15 protein-coding genes and 1 pseudogene are annotated in these 20,268 nt (G+C 72.5%); 7 read left to right on the top strand and 9 right to left on the bottom strand.

The window, feature by feature from the left end; all coding sequences use genetic code 11:
* Positions 1-40 precede the first annotated feature (40 nt).
* Positions 41-1,222: a hypothetical protein gene (locus AB6L24_RS16915; RefSeq protein ID WP_405656128.1), complete on the bottom strand. Its 1,182-nt coding sequence runs from the start codon at positions 1,220-1,222 to the stop codon at positions 41-43.
* Positions 1,223-1,490: 268 nt separating this feature from the next.
* On the opposite strand from AB6L24_RS16915, the gene AB6L24_RS16910 reads away from it, so the two are divergent.
* Both AB6L24_RS16910 and AB6L24_RS16905 read left to right on the top strand, forming a co-directional pair.
* Positions 1,491-2,618: a lactonase family protein gene (locus AB6L24_RS16910; RefSeq protein ID WP_405656126.1), complete on the top strand. Its 1,128-nt coding sequence runs from the start codon at positions 1,491-1,493 to the stop codon at positions 2,616-2,618.
* Between the two features lie 453 nt (positions 2,619-3,071).
* The gene (locus tag AB6L24_RS16905) at positions 3,072-3,707 is read left to right on the top strand and encodes a carbonic anhydrase (protein WP_405656125.1); all 636 of its coding nucleotides are present in this window, start codon (positions 3,072-3,074) and stop codon (positions 3,705-3,707) included.
* A 19-nt stretch (positions 3,708-3,726) separates the two neighbouring features.
* On the opposite strand, the pseudogene AB6L24_RS16900 reads toward AB6L24_RS16905, so the two are convergent.
* Positions 3,727-4,693, bottom strand: a pseudogene (locus AB6L24_RS16900) (L-threonylcarbamoyladenylate synthase).
* Between the two features lie 570 nt (positions 4,694-5,263).
* On the opposite strand from AB6L24_RS16900, the gene AB6L24_RS16895 reads away from it, so the two are divergent.
* The 5 genes from AB6L24_RS16895 to AB6L24_RS16875 all read left to right on the top strand — a co-directional run bounded on the left by AB6L24_RS16895 (position 5,264) and on the right by AB6L24_RS16875 (position 10,833).
* Complete coding sequence (locus tag AB6L24_RS16895; RefSeq protein WP_405657198.1) at positions 5,264-6,511, top strand: NAD(P)/FAD-dependent oxidoreductase; 1,248 nt, start codon at positions 5,264-5,266, stop codon at positions 6,509-6,511.
* A gap of 110 nt (positions 6,512-6,621) precedes the next feature.
* Complete coding sequence (locus AB6L24_RS16890) at positions 6,622-7,311, top strand: SDR family NAD(P)-dependent oxidoreductase (RefSeq protein WP_405656124.1); 690 nt, start codon at positions 6,622-6,624, stop codon at positions 7,309-7,311.
* The gene (locus AB6L24_RS16885) at positions 7,308-8,546 is read left to right on the top strand and encodes a lycopene cyclase family protein (RefSeq protein WP_405656123.1); all 1,239 of its coding nucleotides are present in this window, start codon (positions 7,308-7,310) and stop codon (positions 8,544-8,546) included. The genes AB6L24_RS16890 and AB6L24_RS16885 overlap by 4 nt, the downstream gene beginning before the upstream one ends.
* The gene (locus tag AB6L24_RS16880) at positions 8,546-9,280 is read left to right on the top strand and encodes a methyltransferase domain-containing protein (protein ID WP_405657197.1); all 735 of its coding nucleotides are present in this window, start codon (positions 8,546-8,548) and stop codon (positions 9,278-9,280) included. The genes AB6L24_RS16885 and AB6L24_RS16880 overlap by 1 nt, the downstream gene beginning before the upstream one ends.
* Positions 9,277-10,833 carry an FAD-dependent oxidoreductase gene (locus AB6L24_RS16875; RefSeq protein ID WP_405656122.1) on the top strand — a complete coding sequence of 519 codons (1,557 nt, stop codon included), beginning with the start codon at positions 9,277-9,279 and terminating at the stop codon, positions 10,831-10,833. Before AB6L24_RS16880 ends, AB6L24_RS16875 begins: the two co-directional genes overlap by 4 nt.
* Positions 10,834-10,907: 74 nt before the next feature.
* Here the strand turns inward: AB6L24_RS16875 and AB6L24_RS16870 are convergent, their stop codons facing one another.
* The 7 genes from AB6L24_RS16870 to AB6L24_RS16840 all read right to left on the bottom strand — a co-directional run bounded on the left by AB6L24_RS16870 (position 10,908) and on the right by AB6L24_RS16840 (position 20,249).
* Positions 10,908-11,915, bottom strand: coding sequence for a DUF5914 domain-containing protein (locus AB6L24_RS16870; RefSeq protein WP_405656120.1), 1,008 nt, complete (start codon positions 11,913-11,915; stop codon positions 10,908-10,910).
* Complete coding sequence (locus AB6L24_RS16865; protein WP_405656119.1) at positions 11,908-12,927, bottom strand: phytoene/squalene synthase family protein; 1,020 nt, start codon at positions 12,925-12,927, stop codon at positions 11,908-11,910. The genes AB6L24_RS16870 and AB6L24_RS16865 overlap by 8 nt, the downstream gene beginning before the upstream one ends.
* A complete protein-coding gene (locus AB6L24_RS16860) occupies positions 12,914-14,479 on the bottom strand; it encodes a phytoene desaturase (protein ID WP_405656117.1) in 1,566 nt (521 codons plus the stop codon). The genes AB6L24_RS16865 and AB6L24_RS16860 overlap by 14 nt, the downstream gene beginning before the upstream one ends.
* Complete coding sequence (locus AB6L24_RS16855; RefSeq protein WP_405656116.1) at positions 14,476-15,618, bottom strand: polyprenyl synthetase family protein; 1,143 nt, start codon at positions 15,616-15,618, stop codon at positions 14,476-14,478. The genes AB6L24_RS16860 and AB6L24_RS16855 overlap by 4 nt, the downstream gene beginning before the upstream one ends.
* Positions 15,619-15,753: 135 nt before the next feature.
* The gene (locus AB6L24_RS16850; protein ID WP_405656115.1) at positions 15,754-17,250 is read right to left on the bottom strand and encodes a cryptochrome/photolyase family protein; all 1,497 of its coding nucleotides are present in this window, start codon (positions 17,248-17,250) and stop codon (positions 15,754-15,756) included.
* Positions 17,251-17,262: 12 nt separating this feature from the next.
* Complete coding sequence (locus AB6L24_RS16845) at positions 17,263-18,636, bottom strand: cryptochrome/photolyase family protein (RefSeq protein ID WP_405656114.1); 1,374 nt, start codon at positions 18,634-18,636, stop codon at positions 17,263-17,265.
* A 41-nt stretch (positions 18,637-18,677) separates the two neighbouring features.
* Positions 18,678-20,249, bottom strand: coding sequence for an SDR family oxidoreductase (locus AB6L24_RS16840; RefSeq protein WP_405657196.1), 1,572 nt, complete (start codon positions 20,247-20,249; stop codon positions 18,678-18,680).
* Positions 20,250-20,268 lie beyond the last annotated feature (19 nt).

Genomic DNA, 20,268 nt, shown 5'->3' with positions numbered 1-20,268 from the left:
ATTCACTCGCACAACGTAGCGACCTGGTGCTGCCGAGTCGTCAACTCACGTGTGTGGATGGCTGTTTTACGGCGCCCGCGCCCGACACGCAGCGGGGGCGGGTGCGTCCGGCGTACGACCTGGCCGCGACAAGCAGTCCCCAACCGAGCCCGCCGAAGGCGAGTCCGCCGAACGCCACCATCCAGGCGAGCCCCGAGCCGGTCGTGAACACGCCTTCCGGCTCCGGCTTCGACAGCACTCCGGCCGCCATCAGCAGGGCCCCGCACGTGAGCAGCGTCCCGTAGAGCGCGAGGGCGAACCCGGTCAGCCAGGCGGGGATCAGCGGCAGGAGCCGGGGCACACGCCGGTCGGCAAGGGGCAGGGTCCAGCGCGGGAAGACCTGGCCCCAGCGGTGCGTGAGGCCGAGCGTCAGGAACACCCCGAGCAGCGCGGCGAGCACCGTCACGTCCACGCCCACCGAGGCGAGCGCCCGCGCGCCGCCGGTCGCGTCCGCCTCCATCTCGCGCTGCCAGGCCTCCCCGCTCACCCCGATCGCGTCACCACCGAGGAGCCAGACGGTCTTCACGACGGACCACGGAAGGAGCCCGCACAACAGCGCGTACGCCGCCAGGCGCGTCCCGCGGGGCGCGGTGGACGCGTCAGGGTGGCTGAGCGGCCCCTCGCCGTCGCCCGGATGCGGGTGCCCGCAGCGGGGGCAGCGCCCGCGCCCCCGACGGCGGTACGAGACGGCGACCATGCCGAGCAGGGCCGTCCCGGGTGTGAGCAGCAGGAGGTGGGCGAGGCCGGTGGCGCTCTCCAGGCCCGAGCCCGACATGAGGACGACGACGTACAGGGGGAGGCCGATCACGCCCCAGCCGAGCGCCGGGATCAGCACGACGAGCGTGCCGCCGACGGCACGGCGGGCCCGGCGGGTGAGCGGTCTGGTCGTGGCGAGACCGACGGCGGCGGCGAGCAGGGCGAGGGCGGCCAGGAGGAGTTGGAGGGCGGCCGGGGTGCGTCGGTCCCCGGCCATCGGTACGGCGGTGCCGGTGGCCGCCCACAGTGTCTGGGCCGTGGCGTACGTGACGCCCCAGGCCGCGGTGGCGCGTGGCGCCCAGGCGGGCCGGCGCCGCCACCAGGGTGCGGGGCCCCGCGTCGGTGGGGCCGGGACGGAGGCGGAGGACGAGGGAGTCGGCGGCGCGGGCACGGTCTCGGTGCGGGCGGGGCGGGCGGGGAGCGCCACAGGGTCCTCCGGAGTGCGGTTCGGCAGGAGACGGCCACGCCACGGCGGGGGCCTGTGCCTGAGACCCTGCCGTCCTGCCGCGGCCCGCACATCGCTCCCCCGGACCACCCTCCTCCCCCGCACGGCGGAAGAAGGACACGGAATGGCGTTGCACATCCTGCAACTCAGGTTGCGGCTCTTGCCTGTCGCCGGGGTTCGGGCCACTGTGTCTGCCACGTGCGCCCCATCCGTCACCACTGACCCGCGAGGTGGAGTCATGAGTGGAGTCATGAACAGAAGGCGGTTCCTCGGTTCGGGCCTGGCCGCGGCCACGGCCCTGACGACCGGCGTGGCCGCGGCCGCCCCCGGCCCGCGCGGGCGACGGCCCCTGTTCCTCGGCACGTACACCTCGCAGCCGGGCGGCGGCAAGGGCATCGGGCTCGCCGCGTACGACGAGGAGACGGGTGCCGTGACCGGCGTCGGCACGCTCGGTGGCGTACCGGATCCGTCGTATCTGGCGGCGCATCCGTCGGGGCGGACGCTGTACGCCGTCAACGAGAGGGAGCAGGGCGGGGTGACCGCGATCGCGCTCTCGCCCGACGGCGACCACCGCGTCCTCGGCACCCGCGGCACCGGCGGCGCCGGGCCCTGCCACCTCTGGGTGCACCCCGGTGGCCGCTGGCTGCTCAGCGCCAACTACACGTCGGGCAGCGTGGCCGTGCACCCGGTCGAGGCGTCCGGCGCGCTCGGCGAGCGCACCGATCTCGTCACGCACTCCACGCCGCCGCCGGGGCCGGGGCAGCAGGGTCCGCACGCGCACCAGATCGTCACCGCCCCGGACGGCCGGTACGTGCTCGCCGTCGATCTGGGCACCGACACGGTGTACACGTACCGGCTCGACACGAAGGCGGGGAAGCTGAGCCGCGTCTCGTACGCGACGGTGCGGCCGGGCGCGGGGCCGCGGCACCTCGCCTTCCATCCGTCGGGGCGGTTCGCGTACGTCGCCTGCGAACTCGACAACACGGTCGTGGTCTGCGGCTACGACCCCGCGACCGGGCGGCTCTCGCCGGGCGAGCCGCAGTCCACGGGCACCGGGCCCGGCGTCACGAGCTACCCGGCGCAGCCCGTCGTGACCGCCGACGGCGGCTTCGCCTTCCTGGCCAACCGCGGCGACAACAGCCTCACCCGGTACGCCGTCGAGCGTGACGGGGCCCGCCTGCGGCTGCTCGACACGGTGCCCGTGGGCGGGGACTTCCCCCGGCACATCGCCCTCGCGCCGTCGGGGCGGCTGCTGTTCGCCGCGAACCAGCGGTCGGGGTCGGTGAGCGTCTTCCGCGTGGACGGGCGCACCGGTGAACTCGCCCTCGCGGGGACGCCGTTCGGGGCGCCGATGGCGGTGTGCGCGCTGCCGCTGTGAGGTGGGGCGGCGTGTCCCGGGGCCGGTGCGGGGCGCGCCGACGGGCGGCGCGGGACTCCTAGCATGAGCGCATGTCCGAAGACGAGCAGCACAAGGCAGACGTAGCGCACGATGTCCAGGCAGACCGAGCGCGGTCAGGATCGTCACGCCCAGCAGCGTGACGAAGCTGAAGCTGACCACGAGACCGGCGACGACGGCACAAGGACGCCGGCTGCGAGCCCGTCTGGGCGCCCGGCGTGGCGAGGTGGGGCGTTCGGCTCCCACGGCATAGCCGCCACGAGCAGCGGAAGCCCCCCACGGGCCGGGCAGCTTCGCTGCGCGCTCAGGTTCCGCTTGGGGACCGTTCTCACCCGGTGCCAGGGGGTGAGGCCGGGGATGGCGACGTCACCTGACCCGGCGCTGTCCGGCGGGACCGCCGGCGGCCACGGCAGGTGCCGCCTCTAGGCTGCGGCCATGACCGAGACTCCTACGCCCCGCGACGCCTTCGACCTGCTCATGGCCGGTAACGACCGCTTCGTCTCCGGCACTCCCGAGCACCCCAACCAGGACGCCACCCGCCGCACCGAGGTCGCACCGTCCCAGCGGCCCTTCGCCGTGCTGTTCGGGTGCTCCGACTCCCGGCTGGCCGCCGAGATCATCTTCGACCGCGGCCTGGGCGACCTGTTCGTGGTCCGCACCGCCGGACATGTCGCCGGCACGGAAATCCTCGGGTCCATCGAGTTCGGCGTGAGCGTCCTCAACGCGCCGTTGGTCGTCGTCCTTGGCCATGACTCGTGCGGCGCGGTTGCCGCAGCCTGCTCCGCCCTGGAGAACGGGCAGACGCCGGGCGGCTTCGTCCGGGACGTTGTCGAACGGGTGACCCCGAGCGTGCTGGCAGCCCGGGCCGCCGGACGCGAGAGCGCCGAGGAGATCCTGGCCGAGCACATCGAGCACACCGTGGACCTGCTGCTGGAACGCTCCCGCGTCCTGGCCGATGCGGTGGCCGCCGGTCGCCTCGCCGTGGTGGGGCTGTCCTACCGCCTGTCCGACGGAAGCGCCCAGCTCGTCGCCACCCGCGGCCTCGACGCGGCGGTCCCCACCGCGTCCTGACCGCCCCGGCCGTGACCGCTCACGCGGAGGGCCGGGGCCCCGCAGCCCGGCGAAGCCGGTTGGCGACCGCAAGCCCCAGCCCCTCCTCCACCGGCAGGGACGCGACGATGAGGTCGCATCCCTGCCGGTCGAGCTCACGCAGGAACCCGTAGAGCCCGTGCGCGTAGGCGTCCAGCGAACCGGGCAGGACCACCACGGCGTGGGCCTTCACCGCGGCGTCGGCGAGGGATGGGGGAACGAGGACGCCCACCTGGCGCCCCGCCTCCTGGGCGCGCTCGGCTTCGGCGACGACCTGCTCCGGCTCGACGAGGACAACCCGCGCACGCGGCGCGTAGTGCGACGGGTGCTGGCCCGGCACCCGGACACCGCTCGTCGCCGGGACCGCGACCGGATGCCCCAACACCGCTTCGAGGTCCTCACGCGTCACCCCGCCTGGTCGCAGGATGCTCGGGGTCCTGCCCGTGACGTCGACGATGGTCGACTCGACGCCGACCTGGCAGGAGCCGCCGTCCAGAACGAAATCGACGGCGTCACCGAGCTCCGTCCGGACGTGGTCCGCGGTGGTGGGGCTGACCGAGCCGAAGCGGTTGGCCGACGGGGCCGTGACGCCACCGCCGAAGGCCGACAGGAGCGCGAGAGCCACGGGGTGGTCAGGCACACGCACGGCCACCGTCTCCAGACCACCAGTCGCTTCGAGCGGCACTCGGTGACCGCGTCGCAGGATCAGGGTCAGCGGTCCGGGCCAGAAGTGCTCGGCCAGTAGGCGCGCGGTCGCGGGCACCTCCTCGACCCAGTCGTCCAACTGGTCCGCGGCGGCGATGTGGACGATCAGCGGATGTGAGGACGGCCGACCTTTGACCCGGAAGATCCTCGCGACGGCGACGGCGTCCTCGGCGTTCGCGCCCAGACCGTAGACGGTCTCGGTCGGCAAGGCCACCAGGCCCCCCCGCGCGCAGCACACCCGCCGCACTCTCGATTGCCGTCACCCTGCAACTGCCTTCTCACGGTTCCGTTCACTACGCACCTGGCGGCCACGAGACCCAAGCACGCCCTGTGCCCCAAGAGTAGCGGTGCGGCCGGCTCCCCAGGCGGTGACGTCGGCGGGGAGGCGGTGGGCGAGTTCGGGGCCGTGGGGGCCGTGCTCGGGCGCTCCCGCCGGGCCGTCGCCCACGCCTCGTGCTCAGCCAGGACCGCGGTGTCGTGCGGCGGCCTCTTGCAGAGCACAGGCGGTGAGTTGAGGCCGGCAAGCCGAGGCAGAGAGTGCCGTGCAGGTGCTCGGTCTCGTGCCGCAGAAACGTGGCGAACCGGCCGCGCCCCCGACGACAAGGACATGGCAGCCCATGCCCCTGATGAGCAGGCCCGCACCCCATCTGCTGCTGTGGGCGCTTGCAGGACGGCGGGCGGTTCCTCAGCTCACAGACCTGGGGAGCAAGGGCACTACGGCTGCTCGGCCGGCGCGGACTGTGAAACAGGGCGACACGCAGCCGGGCATCCGCTGTCGTGTGGCGAACCTTCGGCTTTGGTGTGTAGAGGTGGTTCGCCGACGAAGGAGTGAGATGACCGTTCAACAGCACGCGGCTCCGGACATCATCGTCATCGGAGCCGGGCTCGCCGGGCTCGCCTGTGCCCGGGATCTGTGCCGCTCCGGAGAACGGGTGGCTCTTTTGGAGGCGTCCGACGGTGTGGGCGGCCGAATGCGTACGGACCACAGGGACGGGTTCTTGCTCGACCGCGGATTCCAGGTCTTCAACACGTCGTATCCCCAAGTCAAGCGGCGTCTGGGACTGCGGAGCCTGCGCCTGCGTCCGTTCACTCCGGGGTTCTTCGCCCATACGTCCACGGGGACGGTCGGGTTCGTGGATCCGACGAGGCGGCCGACAGCCGCCGCGCAACTGCTGTCGAATCGAACGCTGTCTCCTCGCGACCTGGTGGCGCTCGCGGCGCTCACCGCGTGGGACACCTTGCTGCCCGCCCGCGCTCTGAGGCGGGGCACGGACCGCAGCACCTCGGCCGAACTGAACAGGGCGGGCCTTTCGGGCACGGTGGTCACCGAGGTCCTGCGGCCGTTCCTGTCGGGCGTTTTTCTGGAAGACCGGCTGGAGACCTCTGCGCGCTTCTTTCATCTGGTCTGGCGCAGCATGATCAGGGGAACGCTCGGCCTGCCCGCCGAGGGCATCGGTGCCGTGCCCGCACAGCTCGCCGACGGGTTGCCGGACGGCGTCCTGCGCCTTGAGACACCTGTTGCCCGCCTCACAGCCGCGGGCGTGCTGCTGGCCGACGGCACGGAGCTGCCGGCCACGGCCGTGGTGGTGGCGACGGACGCCGTCACCGCGGCCCGCCTGCTGCCCGGCCTGCGGATCCCGCCCGGTCGGACGGTCACCACCTACTACCACGCGGCCGACGCGACACCGATGCCGGAACCCACCCTGGTGGTGGACGGCACCGGGTTCGTGCTGAACACCTGTGTCCTCAGCGAGGTCTCCCCCACCTACGCACCGCGAGGCACCTCGCTGATCTCCAGCTCCGTCCTCGGCGAGGACGGGCCCGACGTGGCGGGCAAGGTGCTCCGGCGTCTGAGCGAGCTGTACGGAACTGACACGAGCGGCTGGCAGCAACTCACCTCCTACACCGTCGCGGGAGCGCTGCCCGCGATGCCGCCGCCGCTGCCTCTGAGTCGTTCGACCCGTTTCGCTCCGGGCCGGTACGTGTGCGGGGACCATCGCGCGACCGGGTCGGTGCAGGGCGCGCTGGCGTCGGGCACACGGGCCGCTCGCGAGGTGCTCGAAGACGTCGCACGCGCCTGACGGTCTCCGGGATGTCCCGTTGCATCCGTGCGCGGGCGATCGGCCGAAGTGAGAGTGCGACAGGGTAAGTGAGTGATCCGGGGTGAGGCATGGACATGCACGGCTCGCGCGTGCTGGTAGCTGGTGCGACCGGCGTACTCGGCGGCGCGATCACTGCTGAACTGATCGGCCGAGGAGCGCGCCCTGCTCTGGCCGGACGCGACCCAAGTCGTCTGGCCGCCGCAGCGAGGGCCCACGGCTCGGCGCCGACCGCGCTGTTCGACGCGTATGATCCGGCGTCCTGCGCGCGTGCCGTGCACACGGCGGTGGCCGGACTCGGCGGTCTGGACGCCGTCGTGACCGTGTTCGGGTCGGTGGCCTTCGGCAGCGTGGACGAGGTCGGTGACGAGGTGGCCGAGCACCTGACGGCGGTCAACTTCCTCGCGCCCGCGGCGTTCTTCCGCGCCGCGCTCGGCGTCATGGGTCCCGGCTCGCTGATCGCGGCCGTCACCGGTGTCGTCGCGGAGCGCCCGCAACCCGGGATGGCCGACTACAGCGCCTCCAAGACAGCACTGAGTGCTTGGCTCGCCGCAGTACGCCGGGAGGCACGAACCGCGGGTGTCCGGGTGCTCGAACTCCGGCCGGGCCACACGGACACAGGCTTCGCCGACCGGCCCGTGGCCGGCAGTGCCCCGCCCATGCTCGCGGGCGCCGACGTGGACACGGTCGTCGCGGCCATGGTGGACGCCATGGCCGCGGACGCGGAGCTCCTGCGCACCTCCACCGACGGAGCTCCTTCGATCGAGCGGCGGGCCCGGTGACACCGCCGGCGTCTCAGCACCCCGCCGACGAGAGGTCCGACGTGGTCGTCGTGGGCGGCGGCGCGGCAGGACTCAGCTTGGCGCATCGGCTGACGGCTGTCGGCTCGACCACGGTGACCGTCGTCGAGGCCCCGGACGGGCCACTGCGGCCGCCGGAGCGGACCTGGTGCTTCTGGGAGGAGGGTCCGTGCGACTTCGAGGAGGCGGTGAGCGCCTCGTGGTCCCGCCTGCGTGTGCACTCCGCCGACAACACCCCGGTGACCGTCACCCCTGCCCCGTGGCGGTACCGCATGGTGCGGTCCGGGGCGTTCGAGCGGCTGGTGCACGCCCAACTGGCCCGATCCCCCGGCGCACAGGTGGTCCGCGCGACCGCGGACGCGGTGCGTGACGTGGACGGTGGCGCCGAGGTGGACTGCACGCTCCCCGGCGGCGGAGCCCTGACACTGCGGGCCGACGTGGTTTTCGACTCACGCCCCGTGCCCGTGCTCCCACCTGCCCGGACGCAGTTGCTGCAGCACTTCCGCGGCTGGTTCGTGCGCACGCCCGCGGATCACTTCGATCCGACGGTCGCGGACCTGATGGACTTCCGGGTTCCGCAGCCCCGGCACGGGCTCGCCTTCGGGTACGTGCTGCCGCTGGCTCCGGACCGGGCGCTCGTGGAGTACACCCGGTTCTCCCGCGCTCCCCTGAGCACGGACGCGTACAACGCGGCACTGAGCCGCTACTGCCGCGAAGTCCTGGGGCTCGGCGCCTGGACCGTGGAAGCGGTGGAGCAGGGCGTCATCCCGATGACGGACGGGCGCTTCCCGCGCCGGGTGGGGTCCGCCGTCTACCGGATCGGGGCAGCGGGCGGTGCCACCCGGCCGGCGACGGGGTACACGTTCGCGGCCGTGCAGCGGCAGACCCGAGCCATCGCCGACAGTGTGCGCCGCGGGCGAGTGGCTGTACCTCCCGCTCATGGTCGGCGGGCCCTGGCGCTCGACGCGGTGCTGCTGCGGGCACTGGACACCGGGCGGATCGACGGTCCCGCATTCTTCACCGAACTGTTCCAACGCACCCCGGCCGAGCGTCTGCTGCGCTTCCTCGACGGTGCCACCAGCCCCTGGGAGGAATGGGGCATCGGAATCCGCAGTCCCGTGTGGCCCATGCTGCGCACCGCGGTCGAACTCCCTTTCCTTCGCGGCCGCCTGCGAACCGTCCCCACTGCCCCTCCCACCCGCGAAGAGAGCCAATGATGGCCTTGCTGCACGACCACGACCTCGCCCATGCGTTCGACGACGCCGCGCGCACCTACGACCTCCTCACCGGCTTGAACCCCGGCTACCGGACCGACCTGCTCCGCTCGGCACGCCGTCTCCAACTGCCCGATGAGGGCGCGGGACTGCACGTGCTCGACCTCGGCTGTGGCACCGGTGCCTCCACGCGCGCGCTACTGCAGGCCGCGCCCCAGGCCCGGATCACCGCCGTCGACGCCTCCGCCGGGATGCTGCGGCGCGCCCGGGCCAAGCCGTGGCCCGCACGGGTGAACTTCGTGCATCAGACCGCCGAACATCTGCCGGCGATGCAGGAAGGGCCTTTCGACGCGGTCTTCGCCGCCTATCTGTTCCGCAACGTCACGCACCCGGACAGCGTCCTCGCGTCCGTGCGCAGCCGACTGCGACCGGGTGGCAGGCTCGTCATCCACGAGTACAGCCTCAGCGGCTCGACCATCCACCGCGCGCTGTGGACCGCCGTGTGCCAGGGCGTGATCATCCCCATGGGGACACTCAGCGGCGACCGTGCGCTCTACCGCCACCTGTGGCGCAGTGTCCTCGCGTTCGACACCGCACCAGCCTTCGCGGACCGGTTGTCCCGTGCCGGACTCACCGGGGTGCGCACCGCTCCCGTCGCAGGCTGGCAGACGGGGATCACGCACACGTTCCTGGCCCGGAACGGCTCATCCGCCGCGGCGACCGAGCAGGCCGTATGAGCGCTCCACCGCGCACGGCCCGGCGGGGACGAGACCGCAAGGCCGAAGTCCTGATGCCCCGGCCGGGCCGGGACCGCTTCGCCCCGGGGGACGCACCGCGCGTCGCCGTGATCGGGGGCGGAATCGCCGGTCTCGCCGCCGCCGTCCTGCTGGCCGAGCGTGGCGCTCACGTGACGGTGTACGAACGAGAGCACGCGCTCGGCGGCCGCCTGGCCGGATGGCGCACGCGCCTGGCCGACGGCTCCACGGTGACGATGAGCCGTGGCTTCCACGCCTTCTTCCGTCAGTACTACAACCTGCGGGGGCTGCTGCGGCGCACCGACCCGGGCCTGACACGGCTCACTCCGGTCCCCGACTACCCCTTGCGCCACAGCGGTGGGCTCACCGACAGCTTCGCCCGTGTCCCGCGGACACCACCGCTGAGCGCCCTCGGGTTCGTCGCTCTGAGCCCTACGTTCGGCTGGCGGGATCTTGCCGCCATGAACCCCCGCGCGGCCCTGCCCCTCCTCGACGTGCGGGTGCCGCAGGTCTACGAACGCTTCGACTCCGTCAGCGCGACCGCGTTCCTCGAAAGCGTCCGATTCCCCGAAGCAGCCCACCACTTGGCGTTCGAGGTGTTCTCGCGGAGCTTCTTCGCCGACCCCCGCGAACTGTCCGCCGCCGAACTGCTCCTGATGTTCCACATCTACTTCCTCGGCTCCGCCGAGGGGCTCCTCTTCGACGTCCCGGGCGCTCCTTTCCCGCAGGCGCTCTGGGATCCCCTGGGCGACTACCTTCAGCGCCTCGGAGCGGACATCCGCACGAGCACGACCGTGCACCAGGTCCGACCGCGTGACGACGAGCAGGCCGAGGTGCGCACCGAGACCTCGGCCGAGGTCCACGACGCGGTCGTCCTCGCCCTCGACGCGGGCGGACTGCGCGAGCTGGTGGCCGCGTCGCCTCACCTCGGCGCTCCCTCCTGGCGCGAGGACATCGCGGCTCTGCGCACGGCGCCGCCGTTCCTCGTCTCCAGGCTCTGGCTCGACCGGCCGGTTCGCGCCGACCGGGCCGCGTTCCTCGGCACCAGCGGATACGGCGGTCTTGACAACATCAGCGTCCTCGACCGCTACGAGAGCGAGGCCGCCCTGTCGGCCGCGCGGACCGGCGGCGGCTCCGTGGTCGAGTTGCATGCCTACGCCGTCGATCCGGCGGCGGACCCCGGCGCCGTAGAGGCCGGACTGATCGACCGACTGCACGAGGTGTACCCGGAGACACGGGAGGCCGGGATCGTGGACGCCCGTCACGAATGGCGCTCCGACTGCCCGCTCTTCCCGCCCGGGTCGTACCTCCGCCGCCCGACGGTACGCGGTCCGCACACCTGGCTGAAGCTGGCCGGGGACTCGGTGCGCTGCGACCTTCCGGTGGCGCTGATGGAGCGCGCCGCCACCACCGGATTCCTGGCCGCCAACGAACTGCTCGCCCGCTGGGGCGTGCGGGGGCAGGTGCTGTGGACGGTGCCGCGCGCCGGGCGCTCGTCCGCACTGCGCGCGCTGGGGGCGCTCGCAGGGCGCTGATCTGCTCGCCAGGCCGTCGGGCGCCTCTTCGGGGCCGGTGGGGAGGTACCAGCGCCCGGCCCCGACGAGACGGGTCACCCAGGGAAGCGACCGGTGCTGCGCAGGGTCCAGCGCCGCTCGGCGTAAGCGAGGTCGTCGCGCCACAGGCGGCCCGCCGTGCGGCGCATCAGTGGCCGGAGGGCGGGGGCGGCGGCCCGTGCCACAGCGAACCCCCTGCGGTCCGACGCGGCGACGACCGCCTCGACCACCACGGTCCTCGGCCGCCCGGCTCCCTCGGCGGTGAGCGGTGTGGCATGGGTCTCCACAACCGAGGAGGCGCCCTCTCCCTCAGTGATGCGCATCAGGACGGTTCGCGGATCGGGCGCGGTGAACTCCGCCCTCACCGGCACCACCAGACGTCCCGTCACCCGGAACGAGACGTCGACGACGAAAGCGTCGTCATCGTCGCCGGTCGGCGAGCGCACGACGGTCAGGTCCACGAACGAGTACGGGTGGAACCACGAACCGTGCCACGGGTCGAGGCGGTTGGCGACGACGTCCTGCGGCTCGCACGCACCCACCGCGGTGAACACGGCGTCCAGAGCCGAACCCGGTGCCGGGCGAGACGGTATCGACGGGCGCTCCGTCGGTTCCTCGCCACCGACCTCGTCGAGCCGCACCCACAACAGCACTCCGTCGTCGTGGACGGGGAAAGGCTCCCAGCCCGCGAACGGAGCGCCGTTCAGAGCCAGTCCGTGCCAGTGGCAGACCAGCGTGCCGCAGACCACCCGGCTGTCCCGCAGCGGAGCGCCCAGGTGGGGGCAGGCACCCGGGCCGGCGTGCGGTGCACCGTCGTCCGAGCGCCACAGCACGATCTCGACGCCGCCCACCGTCCGGCCGCGCGGACCCGCACCCGCTCGGACATCCCGCGAGGCGCCGACCACGAACCAGTTCCCGGAGGGGCGCGCCGATGCCCGCTTGAGCGCTTCGGCGATCAGAGCGGGGCGCGCGGCCTGCCAAGTGGGCTTCTGTGCCGCCCACCCCGGCCCGTTGCGACGGCGCAACGGTGGTGCCCAGCGGGCCCTGCGCCGACCGTCAGTCACTGCTCTGTCCTTCCACTGAAGTTCCGTGCCGCTGACATGGCCCGCCGCCCGGTGCGATCGCAGGCCGGGCGTCCGCCAGGCGCGCGCGGCACCGCGCCGCGACGATGCGCAGAGCTCCCCTGGCGGCTGTCGCCGCCCTGCGTCTGCGGGACACCACGGCTCGGCGGTGCAGCACGGTGTAGTCCTGATCGGCGATCGCGTCGAGGATGCCGCCGTACAGGGTGAAGGCCGTCCGGATGCAGGGGCGCACCCGCGGGTCGAGCATCGCGATTCCCGGCTCGGCGTCCTTGTACACGTCCCTGGTGAGCGCCTCGGCCGCGACCAGCGCCGCACGGACCCGCGGGTCGTTGCGTCCGGTGCGGCGGCTCCACTCGAGCAGGGTGCGGTCGACGCCATGGGCGGCGAGCAGGTCCGCAGGCAGATAGACGCGGCCCCGGTCCAGGTCCTCGCCCACGTCCCGCAGGAAGTTGGTCAGCTGGAACGCCACCCCGAGCGCCTCCGCGTGCGGCGCCGCTTCCTCGCGCGGCCCGGTCGTCCCCAGGACCGGCAGCATCTGCAGGCCGATCACTGCGGCCGAACCATGCATGTACGCGCGCAGGTCGGCGTAGGAGGGGTAGTCCGTGACGGTCAGATCGCTGCGCATGGAGGCGAGGAAGTCGGCGAACAGCGTGTGGTCGATGGCGTACCGGGCGGCCGTGTCGGCGACGGCGCGGACCACGGCCACATCCCCTCCGCCCGTGCGCAGACCGTGCGCCAGGTCGTCCTCCAGGCGTTCGAGGAGCCGGTCGCGCTCGGAGGGTGTCAGGCGCCGGTCGCTGTCGTCGACGATGTCGTCCGCCCAGCGGGCGAAGCCGTACAGCGCGTGCACCGCCGAGCGGCGCTCGACAGGCAGCAGCCGGGTGGCGAGGAAGTAGGTCCGGCCGTGCCGTGCGTTGAGGTTCCGGCAGTGGGTGTACGCGGCGCGCAACGAGGGGTCGCCGATCCCTGCGGCGTCCAGTTCACGACGGGTCATCGGTGCCTCTCGCGGGGGTGACGGGCGCGGCGGCGCCGACCACCGGCGGCCTACCTGGTCTCCTCCGGCAGCCGTCGCCGGTGACGCGCGCTGCGGCGAGCTTGCCGCTGATGAGTACGGTCGGCACGCCGACCCCGGGAGTGGTCCCGCAGCCGGCCAGCACGACGTTGTCGAGGCCGCTGACCAGATTGCGGGGCCGGAAGGGGCCGGTCTGGGCGAACGTGTGGGAGACCGAGAAGGGGCTGCCCGCCGCGTGCCCCTGCGCAGCCCAGTCCAGCGGGGTGACAAGGAGTTCCTTCTGAACAGCGGCCCCGAACCCGTCCAGGCCCCGGCGCTCGAGGACGGCGGACAGGCTGTCGCGATATTGGGGCCCGAGGTCGCGCCAGGCCGCCTCCGAGGGCCCGGTGACGGTGTTCGGACAGGGCGCGAGCACGTAGTGCAGGTGCCGTCCCGGCGGCGCGAGGGTGGGGTCGTGTGTCGTGGGCCGGGTGATGAGCAGGGAGGGGTCGCTCATCAGGCTTCCGGTGCGGGTCAGCTCGTCGAAGGTCTGTTCCCAGGCCGCGCCGAAGGAGAGCGTGTGGTGGGCGAGAGCGGGCCAGGTGCGGTCGGTCCCGGCATGGAGGATCACCGCGGACGGGGAATGGCGCAGGCTCACCGGGCGCCGGGGAGTCCGTCCCAGAAGGCGGTATGCGGAGGAAAGTTCGCAGGACAGGACCACCGCGTCGCAGGGAATCCGCTCCCCGCTGGTCAGGCGTACAGCACGTACCCGGCCCGCCGATCGCTCCAGCGCGTTCACCTCGGTGGACCACCGGAAGTCGGCGCCCGCCTCGTCGGCCGCGTCGGCCATGGCACGGGGCAGCGCGTGCATGCCCCCCTTGGGGAACCAGACTCCGGCCACGGTGTCCATGTAGGAGATCACGGCATAGGCCGCGAGTGCCTGCGCGGGCGCGACTCCGGCGTAGAGGGCCTGGAAGGTGAAGACGCGGCGCAGCCGGGGGTCGGAAACGAAGCGCCCGACGCGCCGGTCGAGGCGCCCGAAACCGCCGAGCGCCGCGAGCCGCGCCAGATCCGGATGCAGCAGTTGGAACGGTGAGTCGAAGTTGGTGTCGATGAAGCGCCGCATTTGCGCGCGGTAGAGCCGCTCCAGCCACTCTCTCAGCCTGCGGTAGCCCAGGGCCTGGTCGGGACCGGCAAAGCGTCTGACCTCGGCCTCCATCGCCTCGCCGTCGGTGTGCACGTCCAGGGAACTGCCGTCGGCGAAGCTCGCACGGTAGGCCGGGTGGAGCGCCACCAGCTCCACCCGGGAGTGCAGGCTCTCGCCGACGGCGGCGAACGCCTCGTCGGCCAGGTCCGGCATGGTCATGACCGTTGGGCCGGTGTCCACCTGGTAGCCGTCGAGGTCTACTCGTCCGGCCCGTCCGCCGGGCACGGAGTCCCGTTCGACGACCGTCACCCGGCGTCCGGCGCCGAGCAGATGGAGCGCGCAGGCGAGACCGGAGAGCCCGGCACCGACCACGACAACGTGGTCGGTGGGGCCCGGTACGGCCTTCACCGTGCCTCCCCACGCTGGTGCGGCGCAGGGCCCGCGGCACGCTCGACCAGGGCGGCGAACTCGCATCGCGCCTCGGGGCTCGCCCCGCTCTCGCCGAAGTACTTCAGACTTTTGGCCGCGAGTTCCTCGATCTTCGCCTCGACCACGGCGCGCGCCTTCGTGCGTTCGAGCGCGAGGCGCATGCGCTCCACTGTGGCGTCGGAGCGAGGGTTCGTACCCGGTGCGAGCACGGCCGCGGCGTCGTCGTCTCCGGAGGCGTCGGCGAGGGTGAGCGCGACGGCGATCAGGTAGGTGAGCTTCCGTGTGCGCAGGTCGTCGTCGGCCGGTTTCCCCGTCAGCAGCGGGTCACCGAAGGCCCCGAGGAGGTCGTCCCTGAGCTGGAAGGCCAACCCCGCACACCGGCCCGCGGAGCGCAACGCGTCCAGAGTGCTCGCGTCGGCGCCGGCCAGGGACGCGCCGAGCGCCAGCGGGCGCTCGACCGTGTAGAGGGCGCTCTTGAGCGTGGCGATGGTCACGGCTTCGTCGAGGCCGGAGGCGCCGGTCGCCTGGGCGTGCAGGTCGCGGTACTGGCCGGCGACCATCTCCCCGCGCATCGCCCGCCACTCGCGGTGCAGCCGCACGCCGTGCGGGGAGCCCAGAGCCGTCTCGGTCAGCAGGTCGTCGGCCCAGGCCAGCGCGAGGTCTCCGGCGAGAACCGCCGCGGAGTCGGCGAACGACTCCGGCACGCCGTTCATGTTGTCCGCCCGGTGCTGGCGCGCGAAGTCGACGTGCATCGCCGGACCGCCCCGGCGCAGGGAGGATCCGTCCATCACGTCGTCATGGATGAGGGCGCACGCCTGCAGGAGCTCCAGAGCGGCCCCGACTCCGAGCACGTCTGTGGCGTCGGCCGAGCCGCCCGCGGCGCGCCAGCCGCACCAGGCGAACGCCGTACGCAGCCGCTTCCCACCACGCCGGACGAACGCGTTCACGCGAGCCACGACGTCCCGGGCATACACCGGGTCGGTGTCGTGGGCGCGGCGCAGTCCGGCGTCGAGAACGTCGCCGAGCACCCTCTCCACGGCTTCGGTGACCTGGTGGGCCGTGCGAGGGGGAGCTATGAGCCCGGCGTGTGGGGCCGCGTCCGGCCGCAGTCCTAGCATTCCCAGCCCTTCATCGCGTTCGGTGACCTGTGCACCAGTACTTCCGCGGCAGCCCCGCGGGCGGATGCGCTGATTCCTTCCCGGTACGCGGTCACCTCCGTCCCCGCTCACACCAACGGTCGATCGGTCCAGGTCTCATGGCGGCGCGTCACCTCGTTCACGCTCTTGTCGGCGGACCTCGGCGAGATCGACGAGCCGGTCGAGCTGTCGCACCGGCTGTACCGTGCGGTGATTGTGCGCGAGGCGTTCGCGGTGGCGGTCGACGAACGTCCAGTAGCCCGCGGTGTAGGGGCAGGCGCGGTCACCGGTGCGCTCCCCCGGCCGGTAGCGGCACGGTCCGCACAGGTCACTCATACGGTTCAGGTAGGCGCCACCCGATGTGTACGGCTTGGTGGTCATCCGCCCGCCGTCCGCGTACTGGGACATGCCCACGACGTTGGGAACCATGACCCAGTCGTGTCCGTCCACGAAACAGCGGTGAAACCAGTCGGTGACCGCGGCGGGTTCCCAGCCCCGCTGGAGCGCGTAGCCGCCGAGCACCATCAGCCGGGGAATGTGATGCGTCCACCCGGTGTCCCGCACCTGGGCCAGCGCTGTGCGCAGGCAGTGCGCGCCGACCGCCTCCGCGTCCAGTTCGCTCCACCAGGCGGGCAGGGGTGTGGTGTGCCGCAGAGCGTTGGAGTGCCGGTAGTCGTCGCCGAAGTACCAGTACAGCTGCCAGACGTACTCTCTCCAGCCCGCGATCTGCCGGACGAAGCCCTCCACGCTGTTCAGTGGCGCCTCGCCCGCCCGCCAGGCCGCCTCGGCCCGTTCGACGCACTCGGCGGGATCGAGCAGCCCCAGGTTGAGCGGGGCGGACAACAGGCTGTGACTCATGACGGGGTCGGCCGCGAGGATGGCGTCCTCGTACGGGCCGAAGGTGGCAAGCCGGCGGTCGATGAAACGGCGGAGCGCCGTGAGTGCCTCGGCGCGGGTCGCGGGGAAGAGACGTGGCCCGTCGCGGCCGACGAAAGAGACCTCGCCGTCCCTCTCCCAGCGGTCGAGGTCGTGGCGGACCTCTTCGTCGATGTCGTCCTCTCGCGGCCGGTAGGGAGCGGCGATGTGCAGGCCGGTCGCTCCGCGGGGCGGTGGCTCACGGTTGTCGTGGTCGTGGTTCCACCGGCCGCCCACCGGAGCACCGGCCTCCATCAACAGGTCGTGCCGTCGGCGCATCCAGCGGTAGAAGTCCTCCTGCCGTAGCCTCTTGCCGTCGTGACCATCCGCCCAGGTCGTGAACTCATCCATGGGCAGCAGGAATCCGCGCGCCGGGCCCACCGTGACGTGCGGCTCGGACCGCACCAGGCGCAGGGCAGCGTGGGAGGTCGGGTGATGAACCGTCACCGGGGAGCCCCCCGCGGCCTTCTGAAGCCCGTCGCGATAGGTGTCGGCCCGGACGTAGGTGAGCCGGTCGCCGAGTTCCGCGGCCCGGTGCCGCATCGCGGAGAGCACCAGATGGGCCTTGGCGCGGTGGAATGTCCGCCGCCGGAAAACCGACTTCGCCTCGATCATGAGTAGCGGGGTGTCGCGGCCGGGGCACCCGTCTCCTGAGGTGAGGAAGTGGGGCCCGAGCTGATCGCCGAAGAGCCAGTGCACGCGGGTCCTCCTTCAGTCCCGGTCCCGGGCGCGCTTGAAACGGGCGAGGCCGTCGGCCAGATCCAACAGCGGGTCGGGGTAGTCGAGCGCGGTACGCGCGGCCCGGGGCAGCCTCCAGGGCTCGTGCACCAACTGTTCGTCCACGTTTTTCAGCTCCGGTACCCAGCGGCGTACGTAGGCGCCGGTCGGGTCGAAGCGCAGGCCCTGGCGGACGGGGTTGAGGACGCGGTGGGGGCGGGTGTCGGTGCCGGTTCCCGCGACCCACTGCCAGTTGAGCTGGTTGTTGGCGATGTCGCCGTCGACGAGCAGGTGCAGGAAGTGCCGGGCGCCGATCCGCCAGTCCACGTAGAGCGTCTTGGTGAGGAAGCTCGCCGCGAGCAGGCGCCCCCGGTTGTGCATCCAGCCCTCGTGGGCCAGTTGTCGCATGGCGGCGTCGACGACCGGATAGCCGGTACGTCCTTCCCGCCAGGCGGCGATGTCGTCGGCGGCGCTCGCCTCGGTCCGCCAGCGGTCCTGATGGCCGCGGTAGTCCTGGACGGAGGCGTCAGGACGGGCGGCGAGGACCTGATGGTGGAAGTCACGCCAGCACACCTGCCGCACGAACGCCTCCGCGCCCGCCCCACCCCGGGCGCGGGCCCGGTGGACGACCTCAACCGGTGACAGGGCGCCGAAGTGCAGATAGGGAGAGAGCCGCGACGTCGTGTCGCCCGCCAGGTCGTCGTGGCCCTCTTCGTATCCGGCGAGAGCGGACCGCGTCCAGCGGAAGAGGCGTGCGCGCCCGGCCGTCTCTCCGCCGTCGGGCAGGCCCGGCGAGAGACCGGACATTCCGTCTCGGGCGGGAAGCCGTTCACCGCGCACCGCGTCGGGGACGCGCACGACGCGCGGTGCCGGGCGGACCTCTCGCAGCAGCTCCTGCGACCAGCGGTGCAGGTAGGGCGTGAACACCGCGTAGTGGTCCTTCCCCGCGGGCGTCACGGCTCCGGGTGCCACGGCCGTGATCACGGAGTCGTGCAGGTGCAAGGCGGCCCCGCCGGTGGCGAGGGCGTCTCGCAAGCGCTGCTCGCGCCGGTGAGCATGTGCGGTGACACCGGCGGCCATGTGAACATCAGTCGCCCCGCACTCGGTGACGACCCGTGACACCACCTCGGCCACAGGTCCGCCGCGCACGACAAGACGCCCACCGCGCTCACGCAACCCGCGGTCGAGGTCGGTGAGGCAGTCGGCCAGAAAGGCACGTCGATTGGGTGCGTCGAAGCCGGCCGCGTGCACGGCCGGGTCACGGACGAAGAGCGGCACCACTTCGTCGGCGGCCGCGATCGCGGCCCGCAGCGGAGGATGGTCGTGCAGACGCAGGTCCGAGGTGAACAGGACGACCGCGACGCTCATGGACAGACTCCCTGGGGTGGTGTGGTGTGGGGTGGATCGGGTCACCGGTGCTCCGTCCGCCCGGTGCGCACGGGCCCGCCGGGACCGGAGCGGGATGTGTTCCGGTGTGCACCCATGCCTTTGGCGGCGGCCTGCGTGATGTTGCGGGCCATGCCGCCGAACACGACGGCGTGGAAGGGAAACACGGCCCACCAGTACGCGTGACCGAGCAGACCACGCGGGTGGAACAGGGCGCGCTGGCGGTAGCGGGTATGACCTGTGTCGTCCGAATCGGCGTACATCTCGAGCCACGCGAGTCCGGGCAGCCGCATCTCCGCCCGGAGCCGAAGCAGACGGCCCGGCTCGATCTCCTCGACGCGCCAGAAATCCAGGGAGTCTCCAACCCGCAGCCGCTCGGCGTCCCTGCGGCCGCGCCGCAGGCCGACACCTCCGACGAACCGGTCGAGCCAGCCCCGGACCGCCCACGCGAGCGGCATCGAGTACCAGCCGTTGTCGCCGCCGATCCCCTCGATCACCTTCCACAGCACGTCCGGGGGCACGTCGACCGACCGCTGCCGATCGTCCTCATAGAGGCTGCCCCCCGCCCAGTCCGGGTCGGTGGGCAGCGGGTCGCTGGGCGCGCCGGGCACCGAAGCGGAGGACCAGCGGGTCGTGACCTGAGCCTCCCGCACCCGGCGCAGCGCCAGGGCGAGCGCCTCGTCGAAGGGCAGCGGACGCCCGGGAAGGTCGGGCACGTACCGCGCGATGTCGTGTTCCTGGCAGACGACCTCGTGACGAAGTGACTCCGTCAGCGGACGGGCGAGCGCGGCGGGCACCGGGGTGACGAGCCCGACCCAGTGGCTGGACAGCCTCGGAGTGAGCATCGGCACGGGCACAATGAGCCGCTTGCGCAGCCGGGCCACCGCCGCGTACCTGCGCATCATCTGACGGTAGGTGAGCACATCCGGACCGCCGACGTCGAAGGCCCGGTCCACGTTCTGCGGCATCGTGGCGGAGCCGACGAGGTAGCGCAGGACATCGCGGATACCGATGGGCTGGGTGCGGGTGTGCACCCAGCTGGGAGTCACCATCACCGGCAGCCGCTCGGTCAGATAGCGCAGCATCTCGAACGAGGCCGACCCGGAGCCGATCACCACGGCGGCCCGCAGCACCGTGGCAGGCACCGGACCGTCCAGGAAGATCCGTCCGACCTCGGCGCGGGAGCGCAGGTGCGGGGACAGTTCGTTCTCGGGTACGCCCCGGGGTGTGAGCCCGCCCAGATAGATGATCCGCCGCACGCCCGCGGCCTGTGCTTGCTCGGCGAAGACACGCGCCGCGCGACGGTCGGTCTCCTCGAAACCGGCGCCGGATCCGAGCGCGTGCACCAGGTAGTACGCGACGTCGATACCGCTCATCGCCGCCGCCACGGACTCCGCGTCCGTAACATCGCCCCGCACCACATCCGCGTCCGCGGCCCATGGGTGATCGCGGAGCTTGCCCGGTGCGCGGGCGAGGCATCGCACGCGGTGGCCGGCCTCCAGCAGCTCGGGTACCAGCCGCCCGCCGACGTACCCGGACGCCCCTGTGACCAGACAGTTCAGGGGCCTCTGGGCAAGCTGCCGGACTGTTTCCATCATCGTTTCCTTCCGTGCT

This window comes from Streptomyces sp. RK9 (assembly GCF_045070545.1).
Lineage (GTDB): Bacteria > Actinomycetota > Actinomycetes > Streptomycetales > Streptomycetaceae > Streptomyces > Streptomyces alboflavus.
Note: the sequence above shows the minus strand (reverse complement) of the source record. Positions and strands in the feature narration are given on the sequence as shown.